The sequence below is a fragment of the Planctomycetia bacterium genome, from assembly GCA_015200345.1.
In the GTDB taxonomy this organism is placed as follows: domain Bacteria; phylum Planctomycetota; class Phycisphaerae; order UBA1845; family UTPLA1; genus PLA3.
Genome location: CP054187.1, coordinates 2,966,802 through 2,989,536 on the forward strand (window position 1 = coordinate 2,966,802; position 22,735 = coordinate 2,989,536).

The window sequence follows — 22,735 nt, forward strand, 5'->3', positions numbered from 1 at the left end:
TTCCAGCGAATCAGTAGACCGGCGAATCCGGCGGGAATCGGAAATTCTGGTGTGGTAATCTAAGGTTTTCTGCCGACGGGCTTGTATTCTTCGGAGTTCGAACCAATTAGCCGGCGGGCTTGCCCGCCGCGAGTGCGCCGGATGACCCCCGACCCGACCTAACCGCGTCAGACCAGCCGCAACTGCACAATCTCGGCCGGGGCATTGATCCGCACCGGGAACCAGTTTCCCACGCCGGAATTCACGAACAGCCGCGACCGGTCATCCCCGAAGAACCCGCGGATGTATCGGAAGAGCAGCTCGCCCGCGCCGCGGTCAAAGCCCGACCCCGGCGGCGCGAACATCAGTTGCCCGCCGTGCGTGTGCCCCGACAGCGTCAACGGCACGCCGCTGTCCCGCAGTGCATCCCACGTGTGCGGATGATGCGCCAGCGCGATCATCGGCCCTTCGACGTTCTTGTCATAATTCATCAGCGCCGAACGGACATCGCGGCGATGCCCCGGCCGACTGCCACGCGGCTCGTCGCTTCCCGCGTAGTCGATTCCGGCGATGCAGAGTCGCTCGCCGCCGATCTCCAGCGAGCGCCGCCGGTTGATGAGCAGATCGAACCGCTCGCGCACCATGCGGATGAACTCGGCGCGATCATCAATCTCGTCGTGATTGCCGATGCAGAGGAAGCAGCCGTAGCGGTGCTGCATGCGCCCGATCGCGTCCAGCGCAGGCGGCAGCAGGGCGTTGGAGTTGTCGACGACGTCGCCAGTGATCAGGAGCAAGTCGCTGTTCAGCGCGTTCACCGCGTCCACGACGCGCGGAAGCATGTCGGGCCGGAACAGCCGCCCGACGTGCAGGTCGCTCACGTGCGAAATGGTCAGTCCGCGCAATCGATCAGGCAGCCACGGCGCGGGCACATCATGTCTGCGAACGACGAACGCCGCCTGATCGCGCCACGCCAGGACCGACCCGCCGAGCAGCGCCATCGGTGCTGTCGCGACGGCTGTCTTTAACAACGCACGACGCGATACGAGCGCGTTCGGCGTCGTTTGCTCCGCGCTGGAAGGCGGTGCGCGCGGCGGAAGCGGCGCGGGATCGTGTTCGACTCGTCCTCGCCCGCACCACCGTTGCCATGACCAAGAGAAGGCCAGTGCCGCAAGCCGAAGCCCGGCGACAAGCGGCAAACAACAAACCAGCCCGATGTTCCAGAGCGTGACGGCCGAGGCGTACCAGACCGGCCCCTTCATGAACTGCGGCATGCGGCCGGTGATGAACATGTACACCATCGGCGCGACAAGGCCGGCGGTGAAAGCGCCGGCGATGGCGCGCGCGGCATTCGAGAATCGCGTTGACTCGATGCAGCGCGCGAATCGACGATCGGCGATCGACCACCAGAGGGCGTTGAACACGAGCATGGAGAGGATGACCAGTCGAAAGCCCAGCCCGCGCGGCGTCGGCACGAACCGCGCGATCACGAAGCCGTACAGCAGCAGCGCCGCCACGAGGGCGATCAGCGTCCATTGAAGACGCGAATAGAATCGATCGGTGGGGGCGCGAGGCGGTATCCACATGAGCGATTATAGGGTTGCGTGGTACGCTCGCCTTCTAACGAATTGCGCGTCTCACGCGTCGGCCTGCTTCCGCGCATAATGCCGACATGACGATCCCGGCGAACCGACCTGTCTCGAGGCGATGCACGCGCGCGATCATTGCCGCCTGCCTCGCCCTTCTCCTGCCGGCGCCGGTCGCTTGCATTCATCCGACCTCGCGGAAATACGACATTCCCCCCGCGCCGAAATCGACTGCTTCGCAGCGAGCCTCCGAACCGCAGCCGTTCTGGTGGGGGGTATCAACCTCGCCGTATCAGATCGAGGGTCCGCCCCGTGCCGACGGCGGCACGACCATCTCGTTCAAGACGGACTGGGATCTGCTGCACGAGATGGGCAAACTCGACGCCGCGCGCGATCGGCGGATCGACAGTTTTGAATGCTTCGAGCGGGATCTGGCGGCGCTGAAGTACCTCGGCGTGACGCACTATCGCTTTGGCATCGAATGGGCGCGCGTCGAGCCGACGCCCGGCGCATTCGACGAAGCGGCGATCGAGCGCTACGTCAGCATGGCTCGCCGCCTGCGCGAAGAAAATATAACGCCAATTGTCTGTTTTTGGCACTTCTCCCTGCCCCACTGGCTTTGCAATATGGTTGAAGACCCCGACGCGCACGGCTGGTTTCATCCGGACGCGCCGGCCGCCTGGGAGCGGTACGTCTCGCGCATGGCGAAAGCCCTCGCGCCGGACGTGGAACTGTTCGCGCCGCAGAACGAGCCGAACATTTACGCGCTGGCGGTCTCGATCGGAATCTTTCCGCCGGGTAAAAGCCTGGGCAAGCCCTATTACGAAAAGTTGACGGAGCGCGAGGTCCAGTTGTTCCTTCGCGCAGCCGAGATCATCCGCGCCGAGCGCCCGGGCGCGAAGATCATCAGCGTGCAGAACATCATCCATTGGGAACGCGACGCGTTTGACCTCTTCGGCATCTGGTACGACATCGCCCGGTGGCACAATTACGCCCATCTGGATCGCGTCGCGTCGGCCGTTGATTACATCGGCTTCAACTATTATCAGCGCGAAGTCGCCAGCCCGCTGGCGCTGTGGGCGCAGTCGCTGCGAAAGGGCGAGCACGTTTCCGATCTCGGCTGGATCATCGACCCGCGCGGGCTGGAAGAGGAGATCGTCGAGCTGGCCCGGCGCTACCAGAAACCGATGGTGATCATGGAAAATGGCATCGCCGACGCGGGAGATGAAAAACGCCAGTTGTATCTATTGCAGCACATCCAGGCCGTGCGCCGCGTGCGCGAAGCGGGCTACGACCTGCGCGGCTACTTTCACTGGTCGCTCATGGACAACTACGAATGGACGCACGGCTACAGCCAGAAGTTCGGCCTCTTTGCGTTGGAACCGACCATGCCCGCCGCGCCCGGAGCAATCGCCGGCCCGTCAAAACTGGTCCCCAAGCCCTCGGCGAATCTCTATCGGTTTCTAATCAAAAATGCGCTTCACGATGTGCAAGCCAAGGCGTTTGAGGGAGAGCTTGAAAAAAGCAGAGTGGGCCGGTAAGCCGAATTCTGTCCCGCAGGATCGCTCCCGCGGTGGCGATCATTTCTCTGGGCCGACGATTGCTCGCCGGCTCAAGCGCCCTACCCGCGGCGTGGTGCGAGACGGGCCGCCTCGCGCCGCCGCGACGCCGATCAGCTTTCGCCGATCGCGCCCGCACTCGTCGATCGAAATCGACAATCGCAGGCTTTCGTCGCTGCGGACTCGCCGCTTACATGGGCTTGCTGGCGGTGGGGTTTGCCGTGCCGCGACCGTCGCCGGCCGCGCGGTGCGCTCTTACCGCACCGTTTCACCCTTGCCTGTGATGCCGTCTCGAGAGCCGGCACCCATCGGCGGTCTCATCTCTGTGGCACTGTCCCTGGCGTCGCCGCCGGTGGCCGTTAGCCATCACCGCGCCCGGACCAGTTCGGACTTTCCTCCCGAAGCGCTCTCGCGCCCCGGGCGACCGCCTGGCCCACTCTGCTTGGAAGCATTGTAGCCGAGGGTGGATGCTGCGTCCGGGATGCCCCGAAGGGGCTATGGAATATAACCACGGGTGCAGATCGCGCATGCCACCGGCACCCGTGGTCGCATATTTTCCGCTTGACATCGCCATAGGGGGGGGGTATGCTACACGAAATGGCTCTTTTGCTTTTTGCACCAATGGAGGCTTGAACTATGTCACGGATTAACTCGCTGATTGTTTCATGTATGATGTTGGTTGTGTTGACGGGATGCCCTGTCAACCCTTGTTTGAAGCCCGCTGGAACTACAAACTGTATTACTGCATGTGCGGCAGCCGCGAATCCGCGTCGCTCCTGCAACTCGTGCTGTAACGCCAAACCACAAACACCGCTGGCTCGTCAACAATGCTTCGACGCCTGCAATACAGCCTATGGCGGATTCGCAATCATAGCGAACCCGGTTGAAGAGGTCAGAGATGTGGAAGCAACTGAAGTAATCGTAGAAACTGAATCCGTGGATAATAGCTTGAGCGCATGCTCTTGTGAACGCATCGTGCCATGCGACACATCGATTACTCAACCGATTCTCATGGCTATTCCGGAATTCTGGCGAACCGTGACGATTGCAAATTTCATTTGTTATCTTTCCCCGTCGGAGCGATCCGAACTGCTCATGGACATTCAGAATTCGGAGAATTGGGTGTTTGGACGCACCCAAGCAGATTTTGACGCTCAAATGGCAATACTTGACGCGGCCGTGATTGAGATAATGGCGGCCAATGAAGTAGAAGGTAGCGCCCATTATACTTTCTATATGAACAACTTACTTTATGGGCTATGGGGAATGCACGGGCCAGACTTGATCAGAGAGGTGCCGGAGCCTGTTCCAGCTCCTCCGGAAGCACAATGAGAGAGTAGATCGCATTTGTAAATCGCCAGAGATATCGAGGCAGTCGATGAAGACTCGTCCGTGGATCGGGATCGCAGCATTTGCAGTGGCGGCAATGCTTGCAATAGCTGTTGCAGCATATTGTCTAGTGGATGCCGGCCCTGGCTCCGCCGGTTCAAAGCCTGCACAGGTACTCTGTCCACTTGATTCTGTTGAGTGGTTTAATACCGAGAGGCCCGTTTCATGGCAAACGCTTCGCGGCAGGCCGGTCCTGCTGGAAGTTTGGGCGACATGGTGTTCCGTCTGCCTCAAGCAAGTTCCAAAGCTCAACGCCCTGCAACGGAAATACGCTGACCGCGGGCTTGTCGTCATCGGCGTCACCGAGGAATCCGCTGAAAAGGCTCACGCTTACATCAGGCGTTATCAAATGGAGTATGTCGTCTGTACAAACCAAAAATTAGTTGGCGTCAATGCCTTGCCAACAGTAATTCTTATTGATGGCAGTGGAAATGAGCTGTTGAGAGAAGTAGGAGAAACATCGACTCGGCGTCTCGAAACAATATTGAGCCAAATGCCATTAATGAGTGTAGATAATCCGGTTCGACTTGGAGCGATGAGCGGATTTGTCTCAAACAGGCCTGCGTCTGCCAAGGGCTACGATCAAGCCGCCTTGAATATTGAGATCGATCACTTCATTACTCGAATTGAAGCAGGTCAAGCGGATGAGATTGAGAGGGACATCAAGCGTATTATGAGTTTCTACCAGGCAAATCTTCCGGTCGGTGGCTGGCAGGGCGATTCGGCATGTCGTCTCTTTCTTATGGGAGCGTTATTTGATCTGTTGACACCCATGAAAGCACGCAACCTTAATGCGGGTATTTCGTTGCTAGGCGACGAATTACTGGATACGTTTGACTGGACCGAACCGGACTGGGAAGTTCGAGCCGAACGAGCGCGAAAAGTCGGCAAGGCTCTGCGTCCCGGGAATGCGCGAGCGATCAACGTATTGTCACAGGCCGAGCGTTCGGAAGCTCATCCCTTGGTTCAATACGCTTTAATCGAATCCTTGTCGCAACTGGACAAGACCAGGCCACGAGTTATTCGACCGCCGTCAGAATGGGAAATCGCCTACAGAAAATATACAGACGAATCACTAAAATGGACCACCCGATGGTTCGGTGCAGCCGGGGAGTACAAGGCATTTGATGACTATGTTCGCGACATGGAAGCCCGGATGACAACGGCCGACATGGAAATACTGTTGTCAAAGCTGATGTCTGATTATTCAATTCATTCGGGAATGTCGGAATTAGATTTGCTGGTTCGTTATTTTATTCTCGATCAACTCAGCACAATCCCATACAGCCGCACAGTGACCAAGAGCGACCGTTGCCGCATGCAAAAATGGTTGCTATCCGTTCTCAAGCATCACGAACCTGATTGGCGCATTCGGCTCCATTTGCTACTCACGCTCGACCAATGGAAATATGATTGCCTTCCATTGCCTGAACTGATTTACGTGTTGGATGAACGAATTCGTAGCGAAGACGTGAAATATGTGAAAGCCCATTTCGAATCCATACGAATGCAAGTCGCTTCAAAATAGAAGCGAGCAATAAGGTCTCGTTCCTTCACCGCCCCCGCTTCGGTCCCGTCGGATGGACCAACGGCCGCTGTTCCAGCAGGTCAATCAACTCCTGCATATCCGGCGCGACCGGGGCGATCAGTTCCAGCGGCGTCTGGTGGATCGGATGCTGCACCACCAGTCGGTGCGCGTGCAGCATCTGCCGGCAGAATCGCGGCTCGGCGCTGTCGCTCGGCCGGCCGGTCACGTCGCGCAGCGAGATATTCCGCCCGCCATAGAACGGATCGCCGACAATCGGGTGGCGGATATGCGACATATGTATACGCAACTGGTGCGTGCGGCCGGTGCGGGGGTGCAGCTCTACCAGCGAAAAACCCTGATACCGCTTGAGCACCTTGTAGCGCGTGACGGCGCTCTTGCCCAGCTTTTTCTCGAACTTGCCGCCCATGCGCTCGGCCAGCCCGCTGGCGACGTAGCGATCGTGCACGGTCGGATGCTGCCCGATGGGCACGTCGATCACGTCTTCGTCGAACTCGGGGTTGCCGTGGACGACGGCGAGATACACTTTCGTCGTCGTTCGATTCTCGAACTGCGCCGCCAGCCGCCAGTGGGCCTCATCGGTCTTGGCGATGATCATCACGCCTGTGGTGTTCTTATCCAGCCGATGGACGATGCCGGGGCGGAAGACATCCCCCCCGCGCGACAGGCTCTTGCAGTAGAACGCCAGCGCGTTGGCGATCGTGCCGCCCTGCGTGCGACTCGCCGGGTGACAGATGATGCCCGCGGGCTTGTTGATAGCGAGGACAAAGTCGTCTTCGTAAATGATATTCAGCGGAATGTCTTCAGGTGAAACGTCATACACCGGCGGCGGCGGGAAGATGATATCAATCACGTCGTCGCCTTCCATCTCGTAGCTGTTCTTCGTCGGCCGGCCGTTGACTAAGACGTCGCCCTGCTTGATGAGGCGTTGAATCGTGGTGCGCGAAACCTTGGGGAAGCGGCTGGTCAGATACTTGTCCAATCTCGCGCCGGGGAGACGTCGGCGGACGATGATCTGCACGCGCGGGCGGGATTCGTCTTCGGCTGCGTCAATCGTTTGAATCGTCGCGGCGTCGTCTGCGGCAATGACGGACGGATCTTCAATCGGCGCGGCGGGGGCGACGGGCGCGACGATCTCGTCGTCAACATCGGCGGACATCGATCCGTGGGCGGGATTCCTGGACGCTTTGTCGGTCATCACGCCGGAATGGTAGATGAACGGCGGCGCGATTGCGAACGCACCGGAGTCCCGTCTCATCCGCCACAGGACGGATCTGCGCCTCGCGCCTGTGGCTGGGATGATTACTGCGCCATGGCCACGACCGGATTGAGCGCGGGTGCATGTTGAGCGGCAGCGGGGGCGGTTCTCGCGGCGGCTGGCAGATGCAGCGTCGCGGTGGCGGGGACCGCCTCCGGCTCAAGTTCGCTCGCCGAGTCGGATGTCGCTGCATTGCCGCGGGTCAGCCAGCCGGTGTTGCGAAGCGTGAAGGCCGAGTAGGGAATGATCCACGAGAAACCCGGCACCCAACTGAATTCGTAGAGGAACAGCCAGATCCAGTCGCTGTCGCGCTCGTTGACGTAATAAATCGTCGCCATCGTCGCGCCGTAGATCAGCAACATGCCAAGCTGGTGCATCACGTAGCCGTAGCTGGTGAAGAGCAGCAAGGTGCTGTTGAAGATCATGAACGGCGGGAGGACGAGCGTCAGCGCGACCAGCACCATTTGAAACTGGAACGTGCGGAGGTACTCGCGTCGGAAACGCGTGAACAGGAAGCGGAACAGAACAATCGTCTCGCGAATGTTGCTGCGGCCCCAGCGGAGCAGCATCCTCACCATGCCCGGGTACGTGTGCGGCATCTGGCTGTAGACCACCGCATTCTGCTGGTACGCCGTCAGCCAGCCCTCGCGCAGGATGAGGTTCGTCATGGCGCGGTCTTCGCCGGTGGTGCAGGGCAGGCCGAGAAAGTGCTGATTCAGCCATTCGTCGGCGACTTTCCGCACGACGTCGGCGCGATAGACGCTCAATGCCCCCGGCGTGCAGAAGACGCCGTAATACTGATTCTGGTAGGCCCGCACGAACTTGAACGACAGGCTGAACGTGGTCTTGAGGAATCGCGTGATGATGCTCTGCCGGGGGTTCATCACCTCGACGCAGCCGGCCACCGCGCCGATGCGAGGATTGCGCACGACGGGCGAGACGGCGTTCCGCAACGCTTCGGGGTGCAGCACGCTGTCGGAGTCGATGGTGACGAATACGTCGCCGCGGCCGTGCATGAAGCCGTGATACAGAGCGTGGCGCTTGCCCATGTTCTTCGGTTGCTTGTGGGTGGTGATGCGGATGCGCGGATCGACTTCCGCCGCCGCGGCGCGAATGTGCAGCCATGTGTCGTCGCTGCTGCCGTCGTCGATCGCGAAGATCTCCAGCTTGTGGCGCGGGTAGCGGTTGGCCGCGACCGACAGGATCGACTGGCGAACGAGCGCGCCTTCGTTGAAGGCGGGGATGATGACCGTCAAGGAGGGGAGATGCTTTTCCGGCACGGCGTCCATCGGCTTGTAGCGCCGCCACATCACGACGCGCCAGACCAGCACGGCGTACATGAGACCGCCGTAGAAAATTGCCGAGTACCAGAACGTATCGCCCAGTGCGCTGCCCGTGAACAACGAGTGGCGAAGGGTGAATCGACCGCTTGCGATAACCATCGCGGCGACGACGACGCACAACACCAGGATGCCCGCCTTGATCCATGCCTCATAACGAACCATCGACTGCGGCTGCTCCGGCATGAACCGCGCCACGTCCTCGACGGATGGGCGATCGGTCCGTTGTCGGTCGCGGGCGCGGACGGTTGGTTTGCGGAACGAGTGGGTGCGGCGGCCGCGCGGTGCGAGCCGCTGTGCTCCATCGACGAATTGAGCGCGATACATGGATGATCCTGAACTGATGAACCCCATCCAGAAGGACGTTTGGTGGCGATCTGGCTTTTCTGGAATGCGAACCCTCGCGAGCGATTGCGACGCGCCGATCACTCCCACGATGGCTCGACCCGTTTCAGGCGGGGCATCCAATTCTTCAAACTAGACAGCACCAACGCAAGGACGTTAGTCACAAACCACTTGCCTGTTTATCATGATCTCCTGACAATCCGGCCGTGTGATCGGAAGGTCCTAAAACACGGGCATACGTGGCATCGCATGGACTAGAGCCGTTGCGGACTCGCAGAAGCTCGCGCGGGGCGATGGCCATAATCTTCTGACAGAACGAAAGATATGTACGACAAATGGACCGCCGAAGTTGCAGTCGATTCGGAACTATCCCAGCGACGGGCCGATTGGAACCGCTCAATTGCGGTCGTTTCGAGTGTGGTGCTTGCGGCCCTGTTATTCGTCCACTTTCTGGCGATACCCGTTTCCTGTCCGGAAACTGGTCAGGAAGGCGGTCGATGCAGTGAGATTCCGGGAAAACTGGACCTGAATCGTGCAATGTGGTTCGAGCTGGGACAACTGCCGGGCGTTGGAGAGGGTCTAGCTCGCCGGATTGTCGAGTACCGTACTTTGGCGGGACGTCCGTTGCTGGTGCGGGATCTGATCGCGGTAAAGGGAATCGGCAGTCGCACGCTCCAGCGAATCGGTCCCTACCTTAGCGTTCGCAGAGTAAGGGAGCAACCTTCGTGAAGACCGGACCGGTTTGTGTTGACAGCATTTCCATGCACCGATACCGTTGCGGCCATTGGCGGGAGATTCCGAGCCTGTTTTGGGTCAGATGCAATGTCTCTTAAAGACTGGTCCGACAACATTATTCTGGCGGAATTGCAGGATGACCCCCTGTTTTCTGACGATTTGAACTCGCTCCACGAGATGGTTGAGCGGCGAGGCGGCTGTCACGTCGTCCTCGATTTCACAGCCGTGAACTACTTGAATTCCTCCAACATCGCCAAGCTGCTCAAGTTGCGAAAGATGATGAGCAGTTCGGCCCCGGGGAAGCTGCGTCTTTGTGGCATCAAGACCGGCGTTTGGGGGGTCTTCCTCGTCACCGGCCTCGATAAGATCTTCGATTTCTGCGACGACGTACCCAGCGGTCTGGCAAGCGTACAGCTTAGCTAGATCCATGCATGAATTAACCCGTGCCAGCTTGGTCTCCCCCTCGCTGATTCCAGCGAAACGCCTTGTACTCGGCAGTAAGAAAGCGATCACTTCCAGCGGCTCCAAGGGGTGAGAGCTTGATCTTGGTACAGCCTGTGTTTAATGGGCAAAGCCCCCTGTTGATAGGGCCGACGATAGCATCCGGTCGATAATAGATGGAATGGGGCGCGTAAAAACGCGCAATTTCCGACGTAAGGGGGGAGGGGGTTGGTTTGGAAGGTGCAGGCGTGATAGAATCCAGCACAAGGGCCTTGGTGAAAGGTTTTCGCATGGCTGCATACCGGGGGATTCCGGTCTGTTCAACTCGTCGATGGGCTCATCCCCTGCGCGGTCGTAGGGAATTTAAACAGCGGGTTTGTACGCGATGAACGGCACGGCGACTCATTCACGAATCCTCGTCTTGAGCCGCCCCGGTTCTCCCTCTTCCGACCGCGTTTCGCAGATTTTTCCCGAAGCCGAAGTTCGAACCGTCGCCTCGTTTGATGAAGCGGTGGCGGCGCTGCGCGACGGGCAATACGACCTGGTCATCAGCGACCAGCGCGATTTTCTGGCGTTGGAGCGTGCCTCGATCAATCACCAGGCGACGCTGCTTCTAGAGACGATCGGGCAGGGCGTTTGCATCGTGGGGCTGGATGGTCGGCACGTCTGGTCGAATCCCAAGATGCAGAGCTACCCGGCGGATTTGCAGGAGAAAGTCTGCGAGGTTTGCGCCAAGACGTTCGGCGGTGCCGTGGAGGCGGATCCCGCGCAACCCTCGTATCACCGCGCGCGGCGCTTCAGTCTGACGGGCGGCCAGGATCAGTACTTCGATCTGACGGTGACCCCGGTCATGAATCCGCGCGGCGAGGTGTCGCAGGTGGCGGCGGTGGTGTGGGACGTGACGCACAGTCGCCGTTTGCAGAAGAAGATCGACGCGATCGACCTGGCGGGCCGGGAGTTGGCGCGGATCGACGCGGAAACGTATGCGGGGATGAACGTCGAGCAGCGCATCGCGCTGCTGGAAGAGAAGATGCACGGCTACCTGAAGGAGCTGTTGAACTTCGACAAGTTCGCCGTGTTGCTGATCGACAAGAAGACGAACAAGCTGGACTTCGTGTTTCACCACGGGCTGTCGCAGAAGAGCCGCGATTACGTGATCTATGCGGAGCCGACGGGCAACGGCACGAGCGGCTACGTGGCGGCGACCGGACAAAGCTACATTTGTAAGGATACTTCGTTGGATCCCCTGTACCTCCAGGGGCTGGACACGACGGGCAGTTCGCTGACCGTGCCGCTGCGGCTGCGCGACGCGGTGATCGGCGTGCTGGACATCGAGTCGGACCAAGTCAACGCCTTCAACGAGGACGACAAGCAGTTCGCGGAGATTCTGGCCCGCTACGTGGCGATCGCCCTGAACACGCTGGACCTGCTGATCATCGAGCGGTACGAGTTCGGCGGGCAACTGGTCGACGACGTGTGCAGCGAAGTGGCCGGGCCGGTGAACGACATCATTGCCGAATCGCAGGGGATCATGGACGAGTACATCGGCAACGATTCGCTCCGCCGGCGGATCGCCGCGATCTGCGAAAACGCCAAGGAAATCAGCAAGCGCATCAAGGCCGCTGGCACGACCCGCGCCGGCATCCTCGGCCGTCACAACGACGCCACGCCGGTCGATCCGCTGATCAACGGCAAGCGCATCCTGGTCGCCGACGACGATCAGACGATCCGCGAGACCATCGCCGAGCTGCTTGCCCGCCGCGGCGGCAGGATTGACATGGCCACCGACGGCAGCGACGCCATCGCGCGCATCAAGCAAAACGGCTATGATCTGGTGCTGTCCGACATCCGCATGCCGCATAAGAACGGGTACGAGGTTTTTTCCGCGGCGCGCGACAAGCGGGCCGATTGCCCCGTGATTCTCATGACCGGCTTCGGCTACGACCCGAATCACTCGATTGTCCGCGCGCGGCCCGAGGGATTGAGCGCCGTGCTGTTCAAACCGTTCATGGTCGATCAACTGGTCGAGGCCGTGCGCAAAGCGCTGATGCCTGCGGGTACCGGAACGCAGCAGTAGCGCGGCGAGGAAGTGCGTCGAGCCGCTTCGGGGGTAGCCTTACTCATAACGTGGATGCCGCGTAGAATTCGCCCCCGGGCCGGGCGGACGGAGGACGTGCCGACATGAAGCTGCGATGTCCGCGGTGCCAGAAGGCCCTGCAGATCGCCGACAAGTATGCCGGTCGAGCGATTCGCTGCCCCGCATGCAATCGTGCCTTCACCGTGCCCAAGCTGCAAACCGCCCTGCGGAGCGGAGGGGCCGGCGACGATCTCGATCTGGAGCGTCTCGCCGCGCTGGAGAAACAGGCCGGTGAAATGGAAGGCGAGGAGCTGAAGGCGGCGCAGGAGGCCGCCATCGCCGCCGCGCAGAAGGCAGCCTCCAAGGGCGACCCCAACGTTCGGATCTGCCCCAGCTGTCAGAAACCGACCCAGGCGAAAGATCCGTACACCGAAGTGCTTTGCTCCAATTGCTGGAACCCGATCCCCGCGCTGGTCAAGGCCGGCGGGCCATCGCCCCGTCGGCAGAGCGGTCCGTCCTCCGTCGCGCTGTTTTACAGCGGCATCGGCAGCGCGATGGCCTATCCGATCCCCGCGATCGCGTCGCTGATGAACGCGGCGGGCATCGCGGTCGGCGCGGGGCTGGTACCCGTGGCGATCTTCACGTCGCTGACTTATCTCATGCAGCAAAGCGCGGCGGGGACGGAAGCCGCCGAGCAGACCGGTGATTTGAGCACCGCATCGCTGATGCTGATGGGCATCTTCGCGCTCGAGGTGTTTTTCTTCTCGGCCGTGGCGATCCACACGTTTCTTGACGTGGTTCGTGCAACGACGGTCGGGCAGGAGGCGCCGCCGAATTTGTCGTGGAGCCCGGCCCAGTGGGGCAAGAGCGTCGTGGCGTATCTTGTGTTAAATGTCTATTTCGCGGTGATGTTGAGCATCGTCGTGTTTCTGACGATGGGCAAGACACCGGTGGAGTTCGTCATGGAGACGAACGCGACCGACCTGCTGGAAAAAGGCGGCGCGGGGTTCTTTGTCGGCTTGCTCATCATCTCGCTGGGCGTCCCGATGAACCTCGTCGGCATCGCGCTCGGATCGGTGTCGCAGGGCATCAACCCGGTGAACGTGGCCAAGGGCATCGCCCGCACCCACGTGCATTACCTGTTTCTCGTCGTCATTCTCGTGGTCTATGGCATCCTGTTCGGCGGCGCGTTCTGGGCCATCGTTCACGACTGGTTCATCCCGAAGATCAGCCAGATGTCGGCCGGCTCGAAGGAGGGCAACCTGCTTCAGGTCGGCCTTGCCCTCGTCGCGTGGGGCGCGGTCATGGCATTCTATTTCTACGGGATGTACGTCCTGGCCCGGCTGCACGGCCTGTTCGCCCGGGCGTTTCGCAAGAATCTGGAGTTCGGGGCGCAGTAGACCGCATCAAGACCTTGTTGACGCCGGTTTTCGTTTGGCTACACTCGGCTTCGCTCTTGCATGAAGTCCGCTTCTATGGCGGGCGCGAGCGCGAACCCGTACAGGAGGCCATCCCGTGGGTATTGCAGCGATCTTCTCGGCGATCTGGTACTTCTTTGTCCTCATGCAGTGGATCCTCTACCCGGCTCCGCGTATCTAATCACCCGCGCCCGGATAATCTCCGGTTGCGATCATAAGAAAATGAAAGCCCCTTCGCCGCCGCGAGGTGAACGAGGGGCTTTTTTCTTGCAGGGTTCTAGAACTGGTTTCAACACTCCTCTCCCCAATGGGATGGATTCGAGACGCGGGAGGCGACTTGCTCCTAGAACGGCTTCAAAACTCCTCTCCCCCTTGGGGGAGAGGTTGGGTGAGGGGGAACAGTAGTTCAACCGAAAGGATTCACCCTCACCCGAGCCTCTCCCTGAAAGGGAGAGGGGGTTTTGAAACAGCATGGAATCAGCAACGCCCGGTTGTGGGCATCAGATTTTGCTGCGAGGCCTTAGGACTTCGCACCGACATCCAGGGCCATGATGACCTTGCGATCGCGCAGGTAGAGCCGCTTGCCGACGAGGGTCGGATGGGTCCAGGCGGCCTTGGTGAGCAGGGGCACGTTGGCCTTGATCTTGAACGACTCGGGGTCCGGCTCGACGAGGCCGACGTTGCCGTCTTCATCGACGACGAAGAATTTGCCGTCGCCATAGACGAATGTCGCCTTGGCGAAGCCGCGTTCCTTCCAGCGGATGTCGCCGGTCTTGACGTCGACGGCGTAGAAGATTCCGGGGCCGCGCCCGCCCGATGAGGTGTAAATCGTGTCACCGAGGCGGATCGCGTTGGAGTGGTGAATCTGAAGTTTGGGGTTGGCCCAGACCTCTTCCACCATCGTCTCGTCCCCCTCGCGTGACAGCTTCAGGCACTTGCTTCCGCCCTGGGCCACCGACGTGATGAACAGCAGGTGGTCCTTCGCGTCCCAGACCGGCAGGCAGACGTTCTGGCCCCACTGGTTTTTGTGCTCCACGCGCCAGAGCAGCTCGCCGTTCTCGGGGTTCAGCGCCGCCAGTTCCTCGGCCATGAAGCAGAGCAACTGATCCTGCCCGTCGACGTTGATGACCATCGGCGTCGAGTAGCTGTTCTTGAAATCCTGCTTCTTCCAGACGACCTTGCCGTTGTCCTTGCGAAAGGCCATGAGGCTGTGGCCCTTGCCGCCGACCATGGCGATGACCGTGTCGCCGTAGTCCAGGGCGCTGGAGGAGTAGCCGTGGTTCAGCACGGTGCCCTTGAACTCCTTCCAGAGATCGTGCTTCCAGACGACCTTGCCGTCGGCCTTGTTCAGGCAGTGCATGATGCCCGAGACGCCGATGGTGTAGACGCGGTCGTCGCAGATGAGCGGCGTGGCGCGGGGACCGGCCCCGAACTCCATGACGTGTTCATCCGACGGCTTGGCCTTGTACTTGTACTCCCAGATCGTCCGGCCGGTGCCGGCATCAAGACAGATGGCAACTTCCTTGCCGTCTTCGCCTTCCTCGCGATACATGGTGTACAACTTGCCGTCTTCCTCGCTGATGGACGAGTAGCCCTCGCCCAGCTCGCGCGTCCAGATTTTCTTGGGGCCGCTTTCGGGCCATTCGCCGGCGAGCTTGCCGCACTTGATCTTCCAGTCCTGATTCGGTCCGCCCCAGCGGGTCCAGCCGCTCTCGGCGCGGGCATGGACGGTGCAGCAGAGGGCGGCTGCGGCGGTCAGGCAGCAGACGGCCGCGCGCGACGCGCGCAGGATGGAGATTGAACGCAGTGCGTCGTAATACGCGAAGGCCATGTTCGGATGCTCCTGGAGGGTTGAGGCTCGCCGAGTCGGTACAGGATACAACGTATTGTGCCGTGCGGACTTTGGAAACTCAAGCACGGCGGGCAACGCAGCGGTGCTTTGACGATTCCAACGTGGGCCGACAGAATCACGGGCATCATGACCAGAACCGCACAAGCCGCCGTGATGCACGCGTTCAAGCAGCCGATTCGCGTGGAGGAGTTCCCGCTGCCGACGGAACTGGCCCCCGGCGAGGTTCTGGTGAAGGTCGAGATGGCGGGGGTCTGCGGGACGGATGTCCACTTGCACGAGGGTCAGTTGCCGGTTCCGCTGCCGCTGATCATGGGGCATGAGACGGTGGGGCGGGTTCATGGCGTGGGCGGCGAGGCGACCGACTGGCTGGGCCAGCCGCTGCGGACGGGGGATCGGGTTTCGTGGACGGTGGGGATGACGTGCGGTCAGTGTCGATATTGTCGATTGTATAAACTTCCGGCGCGGTGTTTGAATCGCAAGGCTTACGGTGTGAACACGCCGTGCAACGCGCCGCCGCATTTCCTGGGCGGGTACGGGCAGTATCACCATCTGCGCGCCGGGACGGCGATCTTCAAATTGCCGGACGATCTGCCGAGCGAGTCGCTGATCGGCGCGGGCTGCGCGCTGGTGACGGCCGTGCACGCGTGCGAGAAGATGCCGTATCGCTGGGGCGAGAGCGTGGTGATTCAGGGCGCCGGGCCGGTCGGGCTGGCGGCGCTGGCGATCGCGGCGGACGCGGGGTGCCGGCCGATCATCGCGATCGGCGGGCCGCGCGAGCGGCTGGAGCGTTGCCGGCGGTTCGGAGCCGACATTTGTATTGATATCGACGAGGTGCGCGACGCCGACAAGCGGCGTGGCATCGTGCTGGAGCACACCGGGGGGCTGGGCGCCGATTGCGTGGTGGAGTGCGTGGGTCATCCGGCCGCGGTGGCCGAGGGCTGGCCGCTCGCGCGCGATGGCGGGCGGTACATGGTGCTGGGTCAGTATTGCGACGCGGGGCCGGTGATGCTGAACCCGCATCACATCACGAAGCGCGAGCTGGAGATTCACGGATCGTACGGTTCGGAACCGGTGCATTGGGCGCGGGCGCTGACCTTTTTGCGAGCGCGGAAGGATCGCTTCCCGTTTCATGAACTGATCACGCACCGGTTCCGGCTGGATCAGGTCAACGAAGCGCTGGAGGAAGTGGCGCACTGGCGCACGGGCAAGGCCGTGATTCTGCCGAATGGTTGAGCAAGGCTAAGCCTGCGGGTACTATCCTGCCGGTGCGCCATGGATGGCGCGAGGCGGCCTCGAACCTGATGGGAGGCTTTGTCATGTCACGGTTCATTCTTCCTGCGATTGCATTCGTTGTTTCACTCGCCGGTTGCGGCGCGCGGACGGCGAGCGTGGCACCGCAAGGGCTGGCGGGTCGGCTGGATCAGATCGAGCGGGAGCGATTGGCGAGCGCCGGTGATTCGCCGCATACGGACAGGAATCGGGCATGGCGAAGTTCCGGGTCATCGCGCTCCGCGACGGTTCGAATGAACCAGCCCGTCGCGATCGAGTCCGAATCAACCGGTGATCCGGCCCGTGGAGCGTCGCGCGAGGGCGGTATCACGCTGGCGCAGGCGGCGCAGCTCGATTTTGACGAAACGATTCTGCTGCTCGGGGATGCAGGCGAGGAGGCCCATGCCGCGGACGGGGTGGAGATCAACTGGTCGGAGAAAGAAGACAAGTATCTTCGTCGCCCGCCGCTGCCTTTGTTCTGGGAGACGGTCAAGCGCGACGTGAAGAACGCGCCGGCCGATCTCTGGCGTGACACGAAGCGCGTCTATGCCAACCCGGTCAATCTCGTCATCCTCGGCGGCACGTTTGGCGGGGCGATCGCGATCAAGGAATCGCGCGTCGATCATTCGATCGAGCGGCACTTCAACAAAGAGGGCGACTGGCGGCCGGCGCACCATCATTTCAAGGAAGACTGGCGCGACGCGCTGGGGGCGATCGGCAATCCCGGCACGCACTTTGCCCTGGCCGGGGCATGGTACCTCATCGGTCAGCAGCGGCTGGATGACAAGACCTACGAAGTAGGCAAGACGCTTTTCTCGGCGCTGGCCATCAACGGCGTGACGGTGATGCTGGGTCAGGCGGCCTCGTACGACCGGGCACCGAACGGTGAGCGCGGCACGATGCCGTCGGGCCATACGTCGAGCAGCTTCGTCGTGGCCAGTGTCATGCACGAGGCATATGGTCATGCGGTGGGCATTCCGCTGTACGCGCTGGCTGCGCTCGCCGGGTACGAACGCATTGAGGATGGCGAGCATTATTTCTCCGATGTGGTCATGGGCGCGGTGCTCGGGACGGTGGTTGGGCACAGCGTCGCGTCGGGCCGCGATCCGGAGTTCTTCGGCTGGAAGATCGCGCCGTATGCGAGCACGCAGGGCGGCACGGGCATCGCGTTCGTGAAATCGTTTGATTGAGGACGAAAAAGGCAGTTGTCTGTTGTCGGGGATCAGTGGTCAGCATAGCGTAGGGTGCGTCCACGACGCAACAATGCGACATGCCTATTCCCCCATCCATACAAAATTAAGGCCCGCGGTCGACAAGCGACCGCAGGCCCACTCCACCCACGTATCTCACGCGGATGCCACGCTCATGTTTTCCGCCGGCGATTCACTTCGCCAGCGCATTCAAGTTAGCCCTCACACGCCGACCTGTCGAGTCGCGGACTGCGACTCGAAACGCGGCTGTGAAATCTTCTCCAATGCGTCGACGCTCGCGCATCACTCACCCGGCGGCGGCGGCATTTCGCCGTCTTCCGGCGGCATGTCTTCGTCGGGCCGCGGCCGCGGATGACGCGGGCCTTTGCCGTCACGCATCCGCAGGCGGCGCTCATCCGGTCCGCCCAGACCCGGACCCTCGGGTCCGCCCGGCGTGCCCGGTCGCCCCGGACCGAAGCCTCGCCCTTCAAGCGGGCCGCGCTTCGGCGGCAACTTCCCGGCCTTGATGTCCTCCAGCCGCTGGTTCACGAGTTCATCGACGCGTGTCTTTTCATCCGCGAGCTTGGACTGCTCCTCGGCGAGGCGCTCCTGCTGCTGGGCGATCCGCGCGGCGAAGTCCGCCAGCCGCGCCTCGCGCCGCGTGAGCATCAGGTTCACCTGCGAGCGAACCACTTCGCGCATCGTCGTCTCGATTTGCGTCTGCTTCGCCGCATCGCCCGTGGCGGCGCGATACTGCTCGATCAGATCGGCCAGTTGTTGCTCGCCGCGAATCTCGTCGATCAGCGTCTCGGCCATTTCGGGATGGCGCTCCTTGAGCATCTGATACTCGTGATAGACGCCGACCATGCGCCCGATCGCACGGCGGAACCGGTCGGGGTTCTCCTCACGCAGCCGCGTGAGCCGCTGATGCATGATCGGGAACTTGTCCGCGACCATGGCCATGACCTGGTCGAGCATTTCATCGGTCAGTTCGGGCGGACCTTCGCGCCAGCGGCGGCCGCCGTCCGGACCTTCGCCGCGACGCTCGCGCATCGGCCGGCCCGGTCCGTCGTCCATGCCGTCTTCGTGGTGCCCCGGCGGCGGACCGCCGTGCATCCGCGGACCGCCCATCGGACCCCGGCGCGGCGGTCGATCCTGGTCGGCCGCACCCGGCCGGTCGTCCGGCGGCACGGTCGCCCGCGCCGACGAAACTGCCAAAAAGCTGACACTCAGCGCCAACCCCATCATGCCCGCCACTGCACACCTGATTCGCCCGTTCATGTTCTTGCCCTTTGTTTTCTTGTCTGCCCGCGCCGGCGATTGCCGGAACGCGCCACCCACACCCTTGCCCGCTCATGTCTGCATTCTGCTTACGATCCAATCGTCCCCACGTTTACGCGCCGATCTCCAGGGCCGCTTCGCGCACGCCCGACAGCACATCGTCCAGCGATTCGGACTCCAGGGCGGACAACTCGCGTTCCCAGTCGCTGTAGCGGCTAAGCTGCTCGGTGGTATCGATCGACAGCGGAATCGGCTCGCCCGTTTCCGCCGCCGTCAACGACGAACGACCCGGTCCGGGGAGGGAGTACCAACCGACCCCGATTGCCAACAGCAACGCCGCCGCAGCCGCCAGCGAGCCGTGCCAGCCGGAGATTCGCCGCATGGGAGCGGCCCGCTCCCCCACGCGGTCACTACCCAACTCCGCGGTCAAAACTTCTTTCATACGCGCGATGGCCTTCGGCGACGGCGACGGCGTCTCGAACTGCCGCAACCACCGCTCGCCTTCGGCGATCTCGCGTTCCAGATTGTCCGGATCAAACGACCGCATGACTCGACTCCTGCCTGCTAAACGCTCAACTTGCCGCCGGATTGCCGGGCGAAACGGTTCGATTCCCGCGATTCCATCAACTCACGCAGGCGACGCAGGCCGCGATGCCCGCGCGCGAGGGCCGTCCCCAGCGGCGTGCCCGTCGCCTCGGCGATCTCCTTGAACGACATCTGTGAAAAATGTCGTAGCATGATGACTTCCCGTTCGCCGTCCGGAAGCTGCGCCAGCGCCGCATTCAGGGCGTCTACTTCTTCGCCCAGCGCCATGCGGGCATCGGCCGCCGGCTCTTCACCGGCTAACTCGTCCAGTACGGGCGATTCGCTGCCGCACCCGGTGGAATCAGTGCCGTGACCCGACAGTTGACGCGGTCGGCGACGCTGCTGCCGAACCCGGTCGCGCACCAGGTTCGCGGCGATTCGAAACAGCCAGGACTCGAATCGGCCGTCGTCCTCGTAATACGCCAGCATCCGTACGACGCGAACGAAGACCTCCTGCGTCAAGTCTTCGGCGTCGGCCCGCGAGCCGGTCGAGCGGTAAAAAAAACCAAAGATTCGGCCCGCGAAGAGATCGACCAGCCGGTGCATGGCCGGAGCATCGCCGCGCTTGGCCAGCTCAATCGCCTGCCGCAACGAGGCGTCATCCATCTCCGACCTCACAGGAGGCCTAACGCGGCCCGGCGTGGTTCATTGCCGGTATTCGAGAGCAGCCCGGGTGAATCCGACATTGGTTATCGGAACCAGCTTGACGGCCCATGGCGAATAAGCTCCAGCAAGCACTTGAAAAAAGCGCGAACCGACTTACACTTGCCGGATTCTACGGAACTGTTGGGATTTGGACACCGTCGAGGTGCAGCATGCCACGCGTTTGTAAGTTCACAGGGAAGAAGACGACCACCGGCCGCCAGTACACCCATCGCGGCAAGGCCAAGTACCTGGGCGGCGTCGGTACCAAGGTCACGGGTCGCACCAAGCGGAAGTTCAAGCCCAACCTTCAAAAGGTCCGTGCCCTCGTCGACGGCAAGATCACGCGGATTCTTGTCTCCACCAAGGCGATTCGCATGGGGCTGGTGGTGAAGCCGGTGCGGCGCAACTGGAAGCCCGAGGCCGCATCGGCCTGACGCGGCCTTCGCCGATCCGAGGTTCCTGGCTGGACATCTCCGCCAGACCCGTGCAAGCTTCTGCGCACGAGGTTTGAATCGTCCATGCCCGCCATTGATCCCAAGCTCGTCGAACACATCGCGCACCTGGCGCGGCTGAAGCTGCCGCCGGATCGGCTGGCGGTCTATGCCGGCCAACTCGGCGACATCCTGACGTATGTCGCGCTGTTGAACGAAGTCAACACGGATGGGGTGGAGCCAACGGCGCACCCGATGCCGATGGCGAACGTCTGGCGTGAGGACGTGCCGGGCGAGTCGCTCGGCGCTGATCGCGCGCTGGCCAACGCGCCGCAGCGCGACACGCCGTACTTCAAAGTTCCCAAGCTGCTCGATCAGGGGTCGGCATGAGCGAATCGGCGGTTCAGCAGGTCGCCGCGTCGCTCGAGCGCTTCGCGCGGCTCGACTCGAAGCTTCAATGCGCGATCAGTTTGTTGGAAGCGCCTGCGCGGAAAAGGGCGGCTGATCTCGATGCCGCGGCTTCGCGCGGTGAGTCGCGCGGGGCACTGCACGGTGTGCCCGTGGCGGTGAAGGACGTGTTCTGCACCGACGAGGGCACGACGACCTGCGGGTCGAAGATGCTGGCGGGCTTCAAGTCGCCTTACAACGCGCACTGCGTTGAGCGGTTGCTGGACGCCGGTGCGGTCATCGTCGCCAAGACCAACACCGACGAGTTCGCCATGGGCTCGTCCACCGAGAACTCGGCCTATTTTCCAACGCGAAACCCGTGGGACCCCGATCGCGTGCCGGGCGGATCGTCGGGCGGGTCGGTGGCGGCCGTGGCGGCGCGGATCGTGCCGTACGCGCTGGGTTCGGACACGGGCGGATCGATCCGGCAGCCGGCGTCGTTCTGCGGCGTGTGCGGGTTGAAGCCGACGTACGGCCGCGTGTCGCGCTACGGGCTGGTGGCGTTCGCGAGCAGTCTGGATCACGTCGCGCCGTGCGCGACGAGTGCCGAGGGTCTGGCCCGCGTGCTGGGCTGCATCGCGGGAAAGGACGCGCGCGATTCAACCAGCGTGGATCAGCCGGTGCCGGATTATGCGGCGGAGCTGGGCAAGCCGCTGGGATCGCTTCGGCTGGGCGTGCCGCGGGAATACTTCGGCGAGGGGCTGGATGGCGAAGTGCGGGCGGCGGTGGAAGCGGCGATCGAGCAGTATCGAAAGCTGGGAGCGGCCGTCGCGGACATCTCGCTGCCGCACACGAAATATACAATCGCCTGTTATTACCTGATCTGCACGGCCGAGGCGTCGAGCAATCTGGCGCGATACGACGGCGTGCATTTCGGGCATCGCACGGCGACCGGCAGCGATTTCATCGAGATGGTCGCGGCGAGCCGGGCCGAGGGCTTCGGGCCGGAGGTGGCGCGGCGGATCATGCTGGGCACCTATGCCCTGTCGAGCGGATACTACGATGCGTACTATCTCAAGGCGCTGAAGGTGCGGACGCTGATTGCGCGGGATTTCCGCGCGGCGTTTGAGAAATGCGACGTGATCGTGTCGCCCACGACGCCGACGGCGGCCTTTCGCCTCGGCGAAAAGTGCGGCGACCCGTTGCAGATGTACCTGGCAGATATCTATACGACCGCTGCGAACCTCGCCGGCATTCCCGCGGCGTCGATCCCCTGCGGGTTCACGTCGGACGGCCTGCCGATCGGCTTGCAATTGATGGCCCCCGCTTTCGCCGAAGCCCGGCTGCTGCAAGTCGCCCATGCCTACCAGCAGGTGACGGATTATCACACGCGCGTACCGCCGATGTGCGCCGCGTAGCATCCAG

18 protein-coding genes, 1 other RNA gene and 1 pseudogene are annotated in these 22,735 nt (G+C 62.1%); 12 read left to right on the forward strand and 8 right to left on the reverse strand.

The features are described 5' to 3' along the window. Positions 1-167: 167 nt before the first annotated feature. The gene (locus tag HRU71_12090) at positions 168-1,562 is read right to left on the reverse strand and encodes a metallophosphoesterase (GenBank protein QOJ04178.1); all 1,395 of its coding nucleotides are present in this window, start codon (positions 1,560-1,562) and stop codon (positions 168-170) included. 86 nt (positions 1,563-1,648) lie between these two features. On the opposite strand from HRU71_12090, the pseudogene HRU71_12095 reads away from it, so the two are divergent. After that, a pseudogene (locus HRU71_12095) lies at positions 1,649-2,386 on the forward strand (glycoside hydrolase family 1 protein). A gap of 698 nt (positions 2,387-3,084) precedes the next feature. Here HRU71_12095 and rnpB read toward each other — a convergent pair. Next, positions 3,085-3,561, reverse strand: an RNA gene (rnpB, locus tag HRU71_12100) — RNase P RNA component class A. 460 nt (positions 3,562-4,021) lie between these two features. On the opposite strand from rnpB, the gene HRU71_12105 reads away from it, so the two are divergent. Both HRU71_12105 and HRU71_12110 read left to right on the forward strand, forming a co-directional pair. Continuing rightward, positions 4,022-4,453, forward strand: a complete 432-nt coding sequence (locus HRU71_12105; GenBank protein ID QOJ04179.1) for a hypothetical protein — start codon at positions 4,022-4,024, stop codon at positions 4,451-4,453. A 46-nt stretch (positions 4,454-4,499) separates the two neighbouring features. Continuing rightward, positions 4,500-6,038 (forward strand): TlpA family protein disulfide reductase, encoded by a 1,539-nt coding sequence (locus HRU71_12110; GenBank protein ID QOJ04180.1) that lies wholly within the window; start codon positions 4,500-4,502, stop codon positions 6,036-6,038. 25 nt (positions 6,039-6,063) lie between these two features. Here the strand turns inward: HRU71_12110 and HRU71_12115 are convergent, their stop codons facing one another. Then, positions 6,064-7,215, reverse strand: a complete 1,152-nt coding sequence (locus tag HRU71_12115; GenBank protein QOJ04181.1) for an RluA family pseudouridine synthase — start codon at positions 7,213-7,215, stop codon at positions 6,064-6,066. 143 nt (positions 7,216-7,358) lie between these two features. Continuing rightward, a complete protein-coding gene (locus tag HRU71_12120; GenBank protein QOJ04182.1) occupies positions 7,359-8,981 on the reverse strand; it encodes a glycosyltransferase family 2 protein in 1,623 nt (540 codons plus the stop codon). Between the two features lie 342 nt (positions 8,982-9,323). On the opposite strand from HRU71_12120, the gene HRU71_12125 reads away from it, so the two are divergent. The 4 genes from HRU71_12125 to HRU71_12140 all read left to right on the forward strand — a co-directional run bounded on the left by HRU71_12125 (position 9,324) and on the right by HRU71_12140 (position 13,652). Continuing rightward, positions 9,324-9,728 (forward strand): helix-hairpin-helix domain-containing protein, encoded by a 405-nt coding sequence (locus HRU71_12125; protein ID QOJ04183.1) that lies wholly within the window; start codon positions 9,324-9,326, stop codon positions 9,726-9,728. A gap of 93 nt (positions 9,729-9,821) precedes the next feature. Further along, a complete protein-coding gene (locus HRU71_12130; GenBank protein ID QOJ04184.1) occupies positions 9,822-10,157 on the forward strand; it encodes an STAS domain-containing protein in 336 nt (111 codons plus the stop codon). A 403-nt stretch (positions 10,158-10,560) separates the two neighbouring features. Then, on the forward strand, positions 10,561-12,252 hold the full coding sequence (locus HRU71_12135; GenBank protein ID QOJ04185.1) for a response regulator: 1,692 nt from the start codon (positions 10,561-10,563) through the stop codon (positions 12,250-12,252). A gap of 104 nt (positions 12,253-12,356) precedes the next feature. Continuing rightward, positions 12,357-13,652 (forward strand): hypothetical protein, encoded by a 1,296-nt coding sequence (locus HRU71_12140; protein QOJ04186.1) that lies wholly within the window; start codon positions 12,357-12,359, stop codon positions 13,650-13,652. A gap of 538 nt (positions 13,653-14,190) precedes the next feature. On the opposite strand, the gene HRU71_12145 is transcribed toward HRU71_12140, so the two are convergent. Then, positions 14,191-15,501, reverse strand: coding sequence for a PQQ-like beta-propeller repeat protein (locus tag HRU71_12145; protein QOJ04187.1), 1,311 nt, complete (start codon positions 15,499-15,501; stop codon positions 14,191-14,193). A gap of 147 nt (positions 15,502-15,648) precedes the next feature. Between HRU71_12145 and HRU71_12150 the strand changes: the two genes are divergently transcribed. Together HRU71_12150 and HRU71_12155 are read left to right on the forward strand one after the other, a co-directional pair. After that, positions 15,649-16,755: an alcohol dehydrogenase catalytic domain-containing protein gene (locus HRU71_12150; GenBank protein QOJ04188.1), complete on the forward strand. Its 1,107-nt coding sequence runs from the start codon at positions 15,649-15,651 to the stop codon at positions 16,753-16,755. 83 nt (positions 16,756-16,838) lie between these two features. Next, positions 16,839-17,981: a phosphatase PAP2 family protein gene (locus HRU71_12155; GenBank protein QOJ04189.1), complete on the forward strand. Its 1,143-nt coding sequence runs from the start codon at positions 16,839-16,841 to the stop codon at positions 17,979-17,981. A 303-nt stretch (positions 17,982-18,284) separates the two neighbouring features. On the opposite strand, the gene HRU71_12160 is transcribed toward HRU71_12155, so the two are convergent. From HRU71_12160 to HRU71_12170, 3 genes are all read right to left on the reverse strand, one after another. Beyond that, positions 18,285-19,262: a hypothetical protein gene (locus HRU71_12160; GenBank protein ID QOJ04190.1), complete on the reverse strand. Its 978-nt coding sequence runs from the start codon at positions 19,260-19,262 to the stop codon at positions 18,285-18,287. A gap of 112 nt (positions 19,263-19,374) precedes the next feature. Continuing rightward, positions 19,375-19,809 carry a hypothetical protein gene (locus HRU71_12165; protein ID QOJ04191.1) on the reverse strand — a complete coding sequence of 145 codons (435 nt, stop codon included), beginning with the start codon at positions 19,807-19,809 and terminating at the stop codon, positions 19,375-19,377. 17 nt (positions 19,810-19,826) lie between these two features. Then, positions 19,827-20,453 carry a sigma-70 family RNA polymerase sigma factor gene (locus HRU71_12170; protein ID QOJ04192.1) on the reverse strand — a complete coding sequence of 209 codons (627 nt, stop codon included), beginning with the start codon at positions 20,451-20,453 and terminating at the stop codon, positions 19,827-19,829. A gap of 209 nt (positions 20,454-20,662) precedes the next feature. On the opposite strand from HRU71_12170, the gene rpmB reads away from it, so the two are divergent. The 3 genes from rpmB (at position 20,663) to gatA (ending at position 22,728) form a co-directional block, all read left to right on the forward strand. After that, positions 20,663-20,926, forward strand: a complete 264-nt coding sequence (gene rpmB, locus HRU71_12175) for a 50S ribosomal protein L28 (protein QOJ04193.1) — start codon at positions 20,663-20,665, stop codon at positions 20,924-20,926. 84 nt (positions 20,927-21,010) lie between these two features. Beyond that, a complete protein-coding gene (gene gatC, locus HRU71_12180; GenBank protein ID QOJ04194.1) occupies positions 21,011-21,313 on the forward strand; it encodes an Asp-tRNA(Asn)/Glu-tRNA(Gln) amidotransferase subunit GatC in 303 nt (100 codons plus the stop codon). After that, the gene (gatA, locus tag HRU71_12185; GenBank protein QOJ04195.1) at positions 21,310-22,728 is read left to right on the forward strand and encodes an Asp-tRNA(Asn)/Glu-tRNA(Gln) amidotransferase subunit GatA; all 1,419 of its coding nucleotides are present in this window, start codon (positions 21,310-21,312) and stop codon (positions 22,726-22,728) included. Before gatC ends, gatA begins: the two co-directional genes overlap by 4 nt. Positions 22,729-22,735: the final 7 nt, after the last annotated feature.

Excerpts from the sequence above, each read along its gene's own strand:
- HRU71_12090 (QOJ04178.1), bottom strand. The coding sequence starts at position 1,562 with ATGTGGATACCGCCTCGCGCCCCCACCGATCGATTCTATTCGCGTCTT.
- HRU71_12110 (QOJ04180.1), top strand. The coding sequence starts at position 4,500 with ATGAAGACTCGTCCGTGGATCGGGATCGCAGCATTTGCAGTGGCGGCA.
- HRU71_12115 (QOJ04181.1), bottom strand. The coding sequence starts at position 7,215 with ATGTCCGCCGATGTTGACGACGAGATCGTCGCGCCCGTCGCCCCCGCC.
- HRU71_12120 (QOJ04182.1), bottom strand. The coding sequence starts at position 8,981 with ATGTATCGCGCTCAATTCGTCGATGGAGCACAGCGGCTCGCACCGCGC.
- HRU71_12125 (QOJ04183.1), top strand. The coding sequence starts at position 9,324 with ATGTACGACAAATGGACCGCCGAAGTTGCAGTCGATTCGGAACTATCC.
- HRU71_12130 (QOJ04184.1), top strand. The coding sequence starts at position 9,822 with ATGTCTCTTAAAGACTGGTCCGACAACATTATTCTGGCGGAATTGCAG.
- HRU71_12135 (QOJ04185.1), top strand. The coding sequence starts at position 10,561 with ATGAACGGCACGGCGACTCATTCACGAATCCTCGTCTTGAGCCGCCCC.
- HRU71_12140 (QOJ04186.1), top strand. The coding sequence starts at position 12,357 with ATGAAGCTGCGATGTCCGCGGTGCCAGAAGGCCCTGCAGATCGCCGAC.
- HRU71_12145 (QOJ04187.1), bottom strand. The coding sequence starts at position 15,501 with ATGGCCTTCGCGTATTACGACGCACTGCGTTCAATCTCCATCCTGCGC.
- HRU71_12150 (QOJ04188.1), top strand. The coding sequence starts at position 15,649 with ATGACCAGAACCGCACAAGCCGCCGTGATGCACGCGTTCAAGCAGCCG.
- HRU71_12155 (QOJ04189.1), top strand. The coding sequence starts at position 16,839 with ATGTCACGGTTCATTCTTCCTGCGATTGCATTCGTTGTTTCACTCGCC.
- HRU71_12160 (QOJ04190.1), bottom strand. The coding sequence starts at position 19,262 with ATGAACGGGCGAATCAGGTGTGCAGTGGCGGGCATGATGGGGTTGGCG.
- HRU71_12165 (QOJ04191.1), bottom strand. The coding sequence starts at position 19,809 with ATGCGGTCGTTTGATCCGGACAATCTGGAACGCGAGATCGCCGAAGGC.
- HRU71_12170 (QOJ04192.1), bottom strand. The coding sequence starts at position 20,453 with ATGGATGACGCCTCGTTGCGGCAGGCGATTGAGCTGGCCAAGCGCGGC.
- rpmB (QOJ04193.1), top strand. The coding sequence starts at position 20,663 with ATGCCACGCGTTTGTAAGTTCACAGGGAAGAAGACGACCACCGGCCGC.
- gatC (QOJ04194.1), top strand. The coding sequence starts at position 21,011 with ATGCCCGCCATTGATCCCAAGCTCGTCGAACACATCGCGCACCTGGCG.
- gatA (QOJ04195.1), top strand. The coding sequence starts at position 21,310 with ATGAGCGAATCGGCGGTTCAGCAGGTCGCCGCGTCGCTCGAGCGCTTC.